Source organism: Ferrimonas sediminum (assembly GCF_900100175.1).
In the GTDB taxonomy this organism is placed as follows: domain Bacteria; phylum Pseudomonadota; class Gammaproteobacteria; order Enterobacterales; family Shewanellaceae; genus Ferrimonas; species Ferrimonas sediminum.
On sequence record NZ_FNEM01000004.1, the window covers coordinates 351,569 to 363,367 of the forward strand.

Below are 11,799 nucleotides of genomic sequence, written 5' to 3' on the forward strand. Positions count from 1 at the left end.
CCATGAAGATCAAGCTGATCGCCGTTGGCACCAAAATGCCGGCCTGGGTGCAGACCGGTTTTAACGAGTATCAGCGCCGCTTTCCCCGGGACATGCCGCTGGAATTGATTGAGATTCCCGCCGGCAAACGCGGTAAAAATGCCGACATCGCCCGCATTCTCGAGAAAGAGGGAGACGCGATGCTGGCTGCCTGTCAGGGCTGTCGTATTGTCACTCTGGATATTCCGGGCAAACCCTGGGACACACCGACGCTGGCGCAGCAACTGGAGCGGTGGCAGATGGATGGCCGCGATGTGGCGATATTGATTGGCGGACCTGAAGGTCTGGCTCCGGCTTGCAAACAGGCAGCGGAACAGAGTTGGTCGCTGTCCAATCTGACCTTGCCCCACCCTCTGGTTCGGGTCATTATGGCGGAAAGCCTGTATCGGGGCTGGAGCATCAACAACAACCACCCGTACCACAGAGAGTAATGCGTTTTTATCAACGTACCAAGATTCGCGACAACGCAGCCGAAACCGCCCTGTTTAAACGCCGGGCGGTGGCTTGCTTTGTCGGGGTCATCGCGCTCATCGCTGTACTGCTCAGTAACCTGTATGTCATTCAGGTCGTCGACCACAGTGAATACCAGACCCGCTCCAACGACAACCGCATTCGGGTCATCCCCATCGCTCCGAATCGCGGCCTTATCTACGATCGCCACGGCACTCTGCTTGCAGAGAATCAGCCGGTCTACTCTCTGGAAGTGATTGCCGAGCAGGCTCCCGACCTGGACCAGAGCCTGCAGGAGCTGGCACAGCTGTATCAGATCCCCGAAACCGAACAGCGGGAGTTTCTGAAACGGGTAAAGGGCCAGAAACGCTTCAAACCCACCACCCTGCTTAGCCAACTCAGCGAAGAGCAGGTGGCAGAATTCAGCGTCAACCAGCACCGCTACCCCGGCTTTCAGATCAGCGCCGGCCTAAAACGCTACTACCCCTATAAGCAGACCCTGACCCATACCCTGGGTTACGTCGCCCGCATCAACCACAATGACGTTACCCGCCTGGATCAAGAGGGCAAGTCGGCCATGTACGCCGCCACCAAGGACATCGGCAAGCTGGGGATCGAGCGTTTCTATGAGGAACAGCTCCATGGCCAGCCCGGTTTGCAGGAGGTTGAAGTCAACAGCCGCGGCCGCATCGTCCGTACTCTGGACACCACCGCACCATCTGCGGGCAAAGACCTTCAGTTAACCCTGGATCTGCAACTGCAACAGAAGGCGGAACAGCTGATGTCCGGCCATCGCGGCGCCCTGGTCGCCATGGATCCCCGTGATGGTGGCGTGCTGGCCATGGTGTCCAACCCCAGCTATGACCCCAACCTGTTTGTCCATGGCATCAGCGGAAAAGCCTACAGTGGCCTGCTGAATGACGCCTCCCGCCCCTTGATCAACCGCGCTACACAAGGGCAGTACGCTCCGGCTTCCACGGTCAAACCAATGCTGGCACTGGCAGGGTTGGAGGAGAAAAAGATCACCGAAAAGAGCCGCATCTGGGATCCAGGCTGGTGGCAAATCCCCGGGGTTGAACGCAAATACCGCAACTGGAAGCGCTGGGGCCATGGCTGGGTCGATGTCGTCGATGCACTGGTCAAGTCCAACGACACCTTCTTTTACGATCTGGCCTACAACATGGGCATCGATACCATCAGTCAGTACATGCTGCAGTTCGGATTTGGCCAGTACTCCGGCATCGATTTGAAAGAGGAGTCTGCCGGGATCATGCCGTCCCGTGACTGGAAGCGTCTGCGCTATAAGGAGCCTTGGTACATCGGCGATACCATCTCGGTGGGGATTGGCCAGGGCTACTGGACCACCACTCCGCTGCAGCTCACCGAGGCGCTCACGGTGATGATCAACCGCGGCCAACACCTCACGCCGCACCTGCTGAGATCCATGGGCAACGACGGCCACATGGATGCCATCCCCCTGTCCGAGCGACCACCACTGGTGCTGAGCAACGATAAGGCCTGGGACATCGTCCATGAGGCGATGATCAAAACCGCCAGCAAGCGTTTTGCCGACGCCTCATACACCGCCGCCATCAAAACCGGTACCGCCCAGGTCTTCGGCCTGGCAGAAGACGCCAAATATGAAAAAGACAAGATTGCCGAACACCTGCGGGATAACGCCCTGATCGTCGGCTATGCCCCGGCTGAGAACCCCACTATCGCCCTGACGGTGGTACTGGAGAATGCCGGTTGGGGTGGCGCCAACGCCGGCCCCATCGCCCGCGCCCTGCTGGACCACTACCTGGATCCGGCAGACACCAATTCCGACAGCATAAAGACCGCCAGTAATCATGAGTAAAGTACGCAAAGGCCCCAACATCTGGCTCAGACTGCACATCGATCTGCCCTTGCTGCTCGGCATTCTGGCGCTGATGGGGTTTGGCCTGATGGTGCTGTACGCCGCCAGCGGTCAAAGCTCTTTTATGCTGGAAAAGCAACTAATTCGAATCGCTCTGTCGCTGCTGGTGATGTTTGCCTTGGCTCAGATCAATCCGGAAGTATTCCGCCGATGGGCCCTGCCGATCTTCATTGTCGGCATCATCCTGCTGATCGCGGTCGACCTGTTTGGTGAGGTTAACAAAGGCGCCCAGCGCTGGCTCAACCTGGGTTTTATGGAGTTTCAGCCCTCGGAGTTGATGAAACTGGCCTTTCCCATCACCATGGCCTGGTACATCAGCCGCTACCCCCTGCCCCCCAAGAAACGCTACCTGGCAGGCGGCGCCGCCATTCTGCTGGTACCGACGCTGCTGATCGCCTCGCAACCGGACCTGGGCACCTCGATTCTGGTGGCGGCTTCCGGTGTCTTTGTGCTGTTCCTGTCCGGCATGAGCTGGGCGGTCGTGGGCATGTGCATCGTCAGTGTGCTGGCCTTCCTGCCGGTGCTCTGGTTCTATCTGATGAAAGACTACCAGCGCACCCGGGTCATGACCCTGCTGGATCCGGAAAAGGATCCCCTGGGGGCGGGCTACCACATCATTCAGTCCAAGATCGCCATCGGCTCCGGCGGCCTCAGCGGCAAAGGCTGGCTGGGCGGTACCCAGTCTCAGCTTCAGTTCCTGCCGGAGCGCCATACCGACTTCATTTTTGCCGTCCTGGGCGAGGAGTTCGGCCTGATCGGCGCGTTGATACTGCTGACACTGTATCTGTTTATCGTCGGCCGCGGCCTGGTTATCGCCTCGCGGGCACAGACACCGTTTGCCCGCTTGCTCGGAGGCAGCATCGTGCTGACATTTTTTGTGTATGTATTTGTAAACATCGGCATGGTTTCCGGCATCCTGCCCGTGGTGGGCGTACCTTTGCCGCTGGTCTCTTACGGCGGCACCTCAATGCTGACATTGATGGCGGGATTTGGCATGCTGATGGCAATTCACACCCACCGGCGCTTTATCGGCCGCTAAAATGGATGACCAGGATGGCAAAAAGGCTCCTGATTCCGGCACTGCTGCTCTGCAGTGCCGCACATGCAACCACACCACAGCAACAATTTATTGAGGACTGGACCGCCAAAGGTCTCAGCCCCGACTACCTGAATCAAGCCCTGGCCCAGGCCGAAAAAGATCCCGAGGTGTTAGCCGCCATTTCCACCCCCTGGGAAGCCAAACCCTGGTACCAATACCGACAGCTGTTCCTGACCCAGGAGCGACTCGACGATGGTCTGGCGTTCTGGAAAGCTCACCAGGACACCCTGGCCCGGGCCGAACAACAATACGGCGTCGACGCCGCCATGATCGTCGCCATCATCGGCATCGAAACCCGCTATGGTCAGTTCACCGGCCGCTATCCGGTGCTCAACGCCCTCTATACCCTGGGATTTTACTACCCGAAGCGGGCGAAGTTCTTCTCCTCGGAGCTGGGGCATTATCTCAAGCTGGCCCAACAGGAGGGCTGGTCCCTGTCCGACATCAAAGGCTCCTATGCCGGCGCCATGGGCTGGGGGCAGTTTATCCCCTCCAGCTACCTGGCCTACGCGGTGGACTTCGATGGCGACGGCAAACGGGATCTGCTCAACAACCCGGTCGATGCCATCGGCAGCGTGGCCAACTACTTTGCCGAACACAAATGGCGCCTCGGCGCACCGGTGGCGCAGGCCGTCGACACCCCCTCCGTATCACTGAGCGCCCCGGACAGCTGGCAGGGTAAGCCCCTGACCACCACCGTGGCCCAGCTAAAGGCCAAAGGCGTTGACGTCTCCGGCCCCGAATCCGACACCGCCGCCATTTTGATGCTGCAAAGTGCAGAGGACCAACAGCAGGCCTATCAGGTCTCCAGTAACTTCTACACCATCACCCGCTACAATCGCAGCCCCCTGTATGCCATGGCGGCCCATGAGTTCTCACAACGGTTGCACAATGGCTTCTATCAATAACCGGCTTATTCCACTGCTGCTGCCTGTGCTGATGATGGTCGGCTGCAGCAGCGGCCGCTACCACATGGATCAGGATCGGGCTCCAGATAATGCACCGGACGTCAGCCAACTGGAACAGCCCAAGCCCAGATATGAGCCTCCCAGCAAGCAGGGTAACCGCAACTATCAGGTGTTGGGCAAATCGTACCAGGTGATGCCCAGTGCCAGTGGCTATCTGGAGGAGGGCACCGCCTCCTGGTATGGCGCAAAATTCCATGGACACCTGACCTCCAACGGTGAAACCTACGATATGTATGGCTTCAGCGCCGCCCATAAGGCGTTGCCGCTGCCGACCTACCTGAAAGTCACCAACCTGGCCAATCAGAAAACCGTGATTGTAAGGGCCAATGATCGTGGCCCCTTCCATGGCGATCGGCTGATTGATCTCTCCTACGCCGCCGCCTACCATCTGGATATGCTTAAACAGGGCACCGCCCGGGTTCGGATAGAGGCGCTGGCCACCGAAGCCAACCCGGCTCCCATGCTGCCCCAGGTAGCCACCCGGCAGTTTCTGCAGCTCACCGCCGCCTCCAACCAGGCCGCACTGATGCAGCTGGCTTCGAAACTGGAACAGCGGTACCAGGTTGCCAGCCGTCTGGTGCGCCAGGGCAATCTGTATAAACTGCAGCTTGGACCACTGCAGGACCCGTTCAAGAGCCAGCAACTGTTGCAGACTCTACAGCGCGACGGCTACGACGGGGCGTTCACGGTTTATGAAACTTTAGAGCCGAAATGAAACTTTTCTCCGGTCATCGGGGTCAAGTGATATACTGCCCTTTCGGTGTTTCGACACTCGATTTGCATCAAACGTATAGGAATTCCAGTCAGATCATTATGAATAAACTCAAGCAAACGCTGTCTGCCGTAACCGGCCTTCTCTTCGCCACCTCCACCATGGCGGTGCCCAGTGTGGTTCCCAATGCACCAACGGTTAACGCCACCGCCTATGTGCTGATGGACTACCAGACCGGTCAGATTCTGGCGGAAGAGAACGCCTACGAGAAGCGCGCCCCAGCCAGTTTGACTAAGATGATGACCTCTTACGTACTGGGCCAGGAGGTGGCACAAGGCAACGTTGCCCTGACCGACAATGTTAAGATCAGCAAGAAAGCCTGGTCCAAGAACTTCCCGGACTCCTCCAAGATGTTCATCGAGGTGGGCAAAGAGGTCAAACTGGAAGATCTGAACCGGGGCATGGTGATCCAATCCGGTAACGACGCCTGTGTCGCCATTGCCGAGCACGTTGCCGGCAGCGAAGGTGCATTTACCGACCTGATGAACGCCTGGACCGCTCAGTTAGGCATGGTTGACACCCACTTCGTCAACGCCCACGGCCTGGACTCCACCGAGCACTTCACCACCGCCTACGACATGGCGCTACTGGGGCAGGCTCTGATTCGGGATGTGCCGGAAGAGTACGCCCTGTACAGTGAAAAAGAGTTCACCTTTAACAAGATTCGCCAGCATAACCGTAACGGCCTGCTGTGGGATCGCAGCCTGGGTGTCGATGGCATCAAGACCGGACACACCTCCAATGCCGGCTACAGCCTGGTAGCCTCGGCCGAGCGTGGCGGCATGCGCCTGGTCAGCGTGGTCATGGGAGCAAAAAGCGCGAGCAGCCGTGAAGCGGAAAGCAAAAAGCTGCTCAATTACGGCTTCCGCTTCTTTGAAACGGTGACCCCTTATAAAGCCGGTGACGAGTTCATCAGCCATAAAATCTGGTACGGCAGCGAACCTCAGGTGAGCCTGGGCGTGCTGGAAGACACTCCTGTTACCATCTACCGTGGCCAGGCGGAAAAGCTGGAAGCCAATTTCGAGCTGACCGAGGAGCTGAAGGCCCCACTGACTAAAGGTCAGGTGGTCGGTAAGGTCTTCTTCCAGTTGGACGGCAAAGACATCGCCGAATACAAGTTGGTTGCTCTGCAAGACGTAGAAGAGGGCTCCTGGTTCAGTAAGTTGATCGATTACATCAAACTGCTGGTAGCCAGCTGGTTCAATTAACCGCCGTGGAATTCCTTAAAGAGGCCTGCCATGCGCAGGCCTCTTTTGCATTGCCATACTTGAAATTTGATACACTGACCCCCATTAAGGCAGCTGTCGTAATTTTGAGCCGGAGTGAGACCATGAACACCAAATTTGATGAACTGCTAGAGTTCCCCTGCCATTTTCCGTTTAAGGTAATTGGCCACGCCAGCGAACAGCTTCCCGATCAGGTGGTCGCCGTTGTTCAGGCCCATGCCCCCGGCGACTATCACCCGACGGTGCGCCCCAGCAGCAAGGGCAGCTACCACGCGGTGACCATCAATATCACTGCCACCAGCAAAGAGCAGCTGGAAACCCTGTACACCGAACTTGGCGCAATCGACGGTGTAATCCGAGTTCTATAATGTGATCTACCTAGCATTTCCACTTTGCACAGGTATAATGCGACCAACCTCCCCTAACTTGGCGTGATAAAGGATTGGTCGCAAAAACTCTGATAGTGCGTCGTCTGGGCCTGCAGCCCTATGAGCCGATCTGGCAAGCGATGCAACGCTTCACCGACACCCGCAATCAGGATGATGCCGACGAGCTGTGGCTGTTGGAACACGCTCCTGTCTTCACTCAGGGTCAGGCTGGCAAAGCCGAACACCTGCTTAATACCGGCGAAATTCCGGTGGTTCAGGTCGACCGGGGCGGTCAGGTCACCTACCACGGCCCGGGTCAATTGGTGGCCTACCCACTGCTAAACATCAAACGGTTGGGGATCGGGGTACGGGAACTGGTGACTCAGATAGAGAGCAGCTTGATCGATCTACTGGCCCCCTATCAAGTCAATGCCTATGCCAAAGCCGATGCCCCCGGCGTTTATGTCGATGAGCGCAAAGTGGCCTCTCTGGGATTGCGCATCCGCAAAGGCTGCTCATTCCACGGCCTGGCTCTGAACGTTAATATGGATACCTCGCCGTTCCTGCGTATCAACCCCTGCGGCTATGCCGGCATGGAGATGGTGCAAACCGCCGATCTCGGCGGGCCAGCAACGGTTTCAGAGGCCGGCGATCGACTGGCTGACATATTCTATAACAAGCTGGGCTACACCCAGTTGACCCTGTTAGAAGGATTACCGCATGAGTGAACGCCCAGAACGCCTGGTACCAGGCGTGAAGTTAAGGGACGCTGAAAAACTGGCTCGGATTCCGGTGAAAGTGGTACCGGTGGAACGCGAAAAAATGCTGCGCAAGCCGGATTGGCTGCGGGTCAAGCTGCCCTCATCCAGTCAGAAGATTGATGAAGTGAAGGGCGCCATGCGTAAACATGGGCTCCACTCGGTATGCGAAGAGGCCTCCTGCCCCAATCTGGCAGAGTGCTTTAACCATGGCACCGCGACCTTCATGATTCTCGGAGCCATCTGTACCCGCCGCTGTCCCTTCTGCGACGTTGCCCATGGCCGGCCGCTAAAACCGGATGCTAATGAAGCCAAGAAGCTGGCGGAAACCATTCGCGACATGAAGCTCAAGTACGTGGTGATCACCTCGGTCGATCGCGATGACCTTAGAGACGGTGGCGCTCAGCATTTTGCCGATTGCATCCGCGAGATTCGAGCACTGTCTCCGCACATCAAAATTGAGATTCTGGTACCGGATTTCCGCGGTCGTATTGATCGGGCACTGGAGATTCTGGCCACCGAGCCGCCAGATGTGTTCAACCACAACCTGGAAACCGCTCCCCGCCTGTACCGCAAAGCCCGTCCGGGGGCGAACTACCAATGGTCACTGGATCTGCTGAAGCGCTTCAAAGCGATGCACCCCGCCATTCCGACCAAATCCGGTCTGATGATGGGGCTGGGCGAAACCAACGACGAGATTAAAGCGGTGCTTCAGGATCTGCGCAATCACGATGTCGAAATGCTGACCCTGGGCCAATACCTGCAACCCAGCCGGCATCACCTGCCAGTGGAACGCTACGTCCCACCAGCCGAGTTTGATGAGCTTAGGGAACACTCCCTACAGCTTGGCTTTACCCAGTCCGCTTGTGGTCCTCTGGTGCGCTCCAGCTACCATGCGGACATGCAGGCACAGGGTAAAGAGGTTAAATAGAAGATTGCAGTAAAAAAGGAGCCGTATGGCTCCTTTTTTTATTGGTGGAATCGGTAACTCATTATCACCGCATCTTCGCGGCCATTGTCGGTAGGGTAATAGCCCTTACGGCGACTGAGCTGCGCAAAGCCGATATTGCGGTATAACGCCAGGGCGGACTCGTTGCTGGCCCGAACCTCCAGAAAACAGCACTCAGCTTGTTGCTGAAGCAGCGTATCCAGACAGCGTTGCAACAGTCGTCGCCCTAACCCCTGCCCCCTCATATCAGGCAGCAGGCAGATATTCATCAGCGTGGCCTCACCGACCACGGTATGGGTAATGTAATAGCCTACCGGCACCCCATCTACCTTCAGCGCCTCACCCTGATAGCTGCTGCCCAGGCAGCTTGCCAACGTCGCCTGGCTCCAGGGGTACCGATGACTCAACTGCTCGATACCATACAGCTCGGCAACCGGCAGCGTGGACAATTTGACGAATTCGATGCTCATAGCTGTTCCTGCAATGCTTTCCAGGCCTGACGCTTGCCTTGGGGCGTCTCCAACTCTGACCACGCCGGCAGCGACAAGGTCGCCTCCCCATGCTTGATGCCGAAGCTCAACAGACGCTGTCCCGGTTTCAACTGATGACCCGCCTCAACCCTCTCTACTTGCTCTGGATGGCACTGAAACGGCAACAGCAAGTCCTGCAACAGCGGGCTATTAGGATCCGCTCCCAATACGCACCACGCCGCCTCGTCACGCTCCGCCGAGGCAGCCGCTTCTGTCTCTCTATACTCGGCGTTTAGACGCCATGAAGTTATGCCCAGAGCCCTCAGGCACTGACTCCGAAACCGATCCTGATTCACGCCATCGCCTCCTGATTTCGCGCCATGATCACCGCATCCTCCAAGACGCCATTGCGATACGCATACTGGCGCATTCTTCCCTCTTCCGAAAAGCCCAGCTGACGGTACAGTGCGATGGCACCTGTATTGTTCACAAAAACCTCGAGTTCAATTCTGGACACGCCAAGCCAGCTGTCACAAGTGTCGATCATCTCCTCCAGCATGGCACGGGCAACCCCCTGGCGCCGATGCCGCTGATCCACCACCACTCCAATCGTCGCGGCATGCCGCCGCCTGGGTTCATTCTGATAGGTGGTTAAACAGCAATGGCCCACTAACTGGTCACCGATGCAAGCCACCAAACACTGCAGGTCATTGCCCATATGCAGCACCCGGTTGCGCCATTCATCTTCGGAGATAAAGGGGGTATGTAACGAGTTCTCGACACAACTGCGCTGACGATAGAGTTCGGCAACCTGGGCCAGATCGCGGCTTATCATCGGTCGAATAGAAATTTGAGGCATAACCAACAGACTGACATCATCACAAGGAGACTCAGTGTATACCAATGAAATAGGATAGGTAATAAACCAAACAACACAGATACGAAAACGGCCCGCAGATTACTCTGCGGGCCGATTCTTTATGTGGCAGGGGTGGCAGGACTCGAACCCGCAACCATCGGTTTTGGAGACCGCTGTTCTACCAATTGGAACTACACCCCTAGCGAACGAGGTGAATTATACGTTCCCAGGTCGAAAGGTAAAGTTCTTTTTCATTGAAAGTGAATCGACTGACCAAGTATGCAGCAATCTGACTCAAAAGCTGACAAATGGCACTTATTCCTTAACCGCGAGAGACATCCACTCTGTGTTTATGCAAGGAATCGCCTTCCGCGTCCTGTTCATAACTGTCTTCAAGAATCGCCACCAACTGACGACCCAGCTGACCGGAGCGCCAATGCTCACGCTCCCCCATAGACTCAACTGATGTTTCCGGCGCATTTTCAAATTCGTTCATCGCTACCCTTCCTCATTCCTTGTCACTGCATAAATACAAAGAGAACCACTGGCGACAAGATATACCACCTTCACCAAGCATAGACCATTTGACCAAAGTCTAAGACGCCCCGCCTTTACCCCTAAGGCGCCGCTAAATTGACGGGCAAGCCGTCGTGTTATCTTCTTTGTTGCCGGGCACTGGGCCCTCGCGTTCGCAAGGGCGACGCGCTTTCCACCCGTCGTGCTCGCGCATGTGGGTAGCCAGTGGCTTTCCTGCTCTCGACCAAAACCCAAGACGCTGGACCCTCGCGCTGGCAAGGGCGACAGTGCGAACTGGATGGTGTTGCAGTAACCAATCAACCAATGGGGGGCAGCAGAGACCGGTGCCTGTCGCTATCACCGCAACTCCATCCTTCTCTCCGTCGTGCCCGCGCACACGGGTACCCAGAGGCTTTGCCCTTGGTCATTCTTGCGCTGGCGAGGATCCCGCGGTTTTAAAGCGGCACAACCAAAGACGCTGGGCCCTCGCATTCGCAAGGGCGACGGGCTTTCCTCCGTCGTGCCCGCGCACGCGGGTACCCAGTGGCTTTTCTGCGCCAAACCAAAACCGAAGATACGAGGCCCTCGCGCTGGCAAGGACGACGGTGCGAACGGGATGGCGTAGCAGTAACTAATCAACCAATGGGGGGCAGCAGAGACCAGTGCCTGTCGCTATCACCACAACTCCAACCTTATCTCCGTCGTGGCCGCGGTCGCGGGTATCCAGCGGCTTTGCCCTTGGTCATTCTTGCGCTGGCGAGAATCCAGTGGCTTCAAAGAGTTCCACCAAAAGACACTGGGCCCTCGCGTTCGCAAGGGCGACGGTGCAATTTGGAAGGAATCACGCTCAACGAGCAGCCAGGAGGTATCTCATAGTACGGATGGGGATTAAAAAGGGGGATGCGAATAACCCAAGAGTTGGTAGCGTCAGCAGAGCTAGTGATCAAAGTTGCGGCAGAGATCGGTATTCGACATTATCCACCATGTCCCAAACAACCCGTCGTCGTGGCCGCGCACGCGGGTACCATTCGCAAGGGCGACGGTGCGAGTTGGCAGGGCTGGCAGCACCTGGGCTGCATTCACTTTTTCAAATCGCAGACACGAAAAAAGCCCGTAGCGTTAGCTACGGGCTTTCTTGGATTTGGCGCCTGACGATGACCTACTCTCACATGGGAACCCCCACACTACCATCGGCGCGACTGTGTTTCACTTCTGAGTTCGGCATGGGATCAGGTGGGGCCACAGCGCTATTGTCGTCAGACAAAAACTGTATCAATTCGCACAAGCTGTATTTCTCGTTTGCATTCTTGCAAGCGCTTAACTATCTGGGATATCAAAACCCATTGGGTGTTGTATGGTTAAGCCTCACGGGTCATTAGTACAAGTTAGCTCAACGCCTCACAACGC

At 56.9% G+C, this 11,799-nt stretch carries 13 protein-coding genes, 1 tRNA gene and 1 rRNA gene; 9 read left to right on the forward strand and 6 right to left on the reverse strand.

Features of this window, described 5'->3' with window-relative positions; translation table 11 throughout:
- The first annotated feature begins 2 nt into the window (after positions 1–2).
- The 9 genes from rlmH to lipA all read left to right on the forward strand — a co-directional run bounded on the left by rlmH (position 3) and on the right by lipA (position 8,529).
- Positions 3–470, forward strand: a complete 468-nt coding sequence (rlmH, locus tag BLT77_RS07700; protein ID WP_090364340.1) for a 23S rRNA (pseudouridine(1915)-N(3))-methyltransferase RlmH — start codon at positions 3–5, stop codon at positions 468–470.
- Positions 470–2,347 (forward strand): penicillin-binding protein 2, encoded by a 1,878-nt coding sequence (mrdA, locus tag BLT77_RS07705; protein ID WP_090364343.1) that lies wholly within the window; start codon positions 470–472, stop codon positions 2,345–2,347. Before rlmH ends, mrdA begins: the two co-directional genes overlap by 1 nt.
- Positions 2,340–3,446, forward strand: a complete 1,107-nt coding sequence (gene rodA, locus BLT77_RS07710; protein ID WP_090364346.1) for a rod shape-determining protein RodA — start codon at positions 2,340–2,342, stop codon at positions 3,444–3,446. Before mrdA ends, rodA begins: the two co-directional genes overlap by 8 nt.
- A 14-nt stretch (positions 3,447–3,460) precedes the next feature.
- On the forward strand, positions 3,461–4,414 hold the full coding sequence (mltB, locus tag BLT77_RS07715; protein WP_090364350.1) for a lytic murein transglycosylase B: 954 nt from the start codon (positions 3,461–3,463) through the stop codon (positions 4,412–4,414).
- The gene (locus BLT77_RS07720; RefSeq protein ID WP_090364353.1) at positions 4,398–5,189 is read left to right on the forward strand and encodes a septal ring lytic transglycosylase RlpA family protein; all 792 of its coding nucleotides are present in this window, start codon (positions 4,398–4,400) and stop codon (positions 5,187–5,189) included. The genes mltB and BLT77_RS07720 overlap by 17 nt, the downstream gene beginning before the upstream one ends.
- Before the next feature lie 98 nt (positions 5,190–5,287).
- Positions 5,288–6,454: a serine hydrolase gene (locus BLT77_RS07725; RefSeq protein ID WP_090364355.1), complete on the forward strand. Its 1,167-nt coding sequence runs from the start codon at positions 5,288–5,290 to the stop codon at positions 6,452–6,454.
- A gap of 122 nt (positions 6,455–6,576) precedes the next feature.
- On the forward strand, positions 6,577–6,840 hold the full coding sequence (gene ybeD / locus BLT77_RS07730) for a DUF493 family protein YbeD (RefSeq protein WP_028114134.1): 264 nt from the start codon (positions 6,577–6,579) through the stop codon (positions 6,838–6,840).
- Positions 6,841–6,914: 74 nt separating this feature from the next.
- Positions 6,915–7,568 (forward strand): lipoyl(octanoyl) transferase LipB, encoded by a 654-nt coding sequence (gene lipB, locus BLT77_RS07735; RefSeq protein ID WP_090364357.1) that lies wholly within the window; start codon positions 6,915–6,917, stop codon positions 7,566–7,568.
- Entirely contained in the window at positions 7,561–8,529 is a 969-nt protein-coding gene (gene lipA, locus BLT77_RS07740) for a lipoyl synthase (protein WP_090364360.1), read from the forward strand. The genes lipB and lipA overlap by 8 nt, the downstream gene beginning before the upstream one ends.
- A gap of 38 nt (positions 8,530–8,567) precedes the next feature.
- Here lipA and rimI read toward each other — a convergent pair whose 3' ends face one another.
- From rimI to rrf, 6 genes are all read right to left on the reverse strand, one after another.
- Positions 8,568–9,017 carry a ribosomal protein S18-alanine N-acetyltransferase gene (gene rimI, locus BLT77_RS07745; RefSeq protein WP_090364364.1) on the reverse strand — a complete coding sequence of 150 codons (450 nt, stop codon included), beginning with the start codon at positions 9,015–9,017 and terminating at the stop codon, positions 8,568–8,570.
- A complete protein-coding gene (locus tag BLT77_RS07750) occupies positions 9,014–9,373 on the reverse strand; it encodes a DNA polymerase III subunit psi (RefSeq protein ID WP_090364367.1) in 360 nt (119 codons plus the stop codon). The genes rimI and BLT77_RS07750 overlap by 4 nt, the downstream gene beginning before the upstream one ends.
- On the reverse strand, positions 9,370–9,876 hold the full coding sequence (locus BLT77_RS07755; RefSeq protein WP_090364370.1) for a GNAT family N-acetyltransferase: 507 nt from the start codon (positions 9,874–9,876) through the stop codon (positions 9,370–9,372). The genes BLT77_RS07750 and BLT77_RS07755 overlap by 4 nt, the downstream gene beginning before the upstream one ends.
- Positions 9,877–10,000: 124 nt before the next feature.
- A tRNA-Trp gene (locus BLT77_RS07760) sits at positions 10,001–10,077 on the reverse strand.
- Between the two features lie 121 nt (positions 10,078–10,198).
- Positions 10,199–10,372, reverse strand: coding sequence for a hypothetical protein (locus tag BLT77_RS20240; RefSeq protein WP_176819228.1), 174 nt, complete (start codon positions 10,370–10,372; stop codon positions 10,199–10,201).
- Between the two features lie 1,166 nt (positions 10,373–11,538).
- A 5S ribosomal RNA gene (gene rrf, locus BLT77_RS07770) occupies positions 11,539–11,653 on the reverse strand.
- Positions 11,654–11,799 lie beyond the last annotated feature (146 nt).

Coding starts and splice junctions, on each gene's coding strand:
- rlmH (WP_090364340.1), top strand. CDS start 3: ATGAAGATCAAGCTGATCGCCGTTGGCACCAAAATGCCGGCCTGGGTG.
- mrdA (WP_090364343.1), top strand. CDS start 470: ATGCGTTTTTATCAACGTACCAAGATTCGCGACAACGCAGCCGAAACC.
- rodA (WP_090364346.1), top strand. CDS start 2,340: ATGAGTAAAGTACGCAAAGGCCCCAACATCTGGCTCAGACTGCACATC.
- mltB (WP_090364350.1), top strand. CDS start 3,461: ATGGCAAAAAGGCTCCTGATTCCGGCACTGCTGCTCTGCAGTGCCGCA.
- BLT77_RS07720 (WP_090364353.1), top strand. CDS start 4,398: ATGGCTTCTATCAATAACCGGCTTATTCCACTGCTGCTGCCTGTGCTG.
- BLT77_RS07725 (WP_090364355.1), top strand. CDS start 5,288: ATGAATAAACTCAAGCAAACGCTGTCTGCCGTAACCGGCCTTCTCTTC.
- ybeD (WP_028114134.1), top strand. CDS start 6,577: ATGAACACCAAATTTGATGAACTGCTAGAGTTCCCCTGCCATTTTCCG.
- lipA (WP_090364360.1), top strand. CDS start 7,561: ATGAGTGAACGCCCAGAACGCCTGGTACCAGGCGTGAAGTTAAGGGAC.
- rimI (WP_090364364.1), bottom strand. CDS start 9,017: ATGAGCATCGAATTCGTCAAATTGTCCACGCTGCCGGTTGCCGAGCTG.
- BLT77_RS07755 (WP_090364370.1), bottom strand. CDS start 9,876: ATGCCTCAAATTTCTATTCGACCGATGATAAGCCGCGATCTGGCCCAG.
- BLT77_RS20240 (WP_176819228.1), bottom strand. CDS start 10,372: ATGAACGAATTTGAAAATGCGCCGGAAACATCAGTTGAGTCTATGGGG.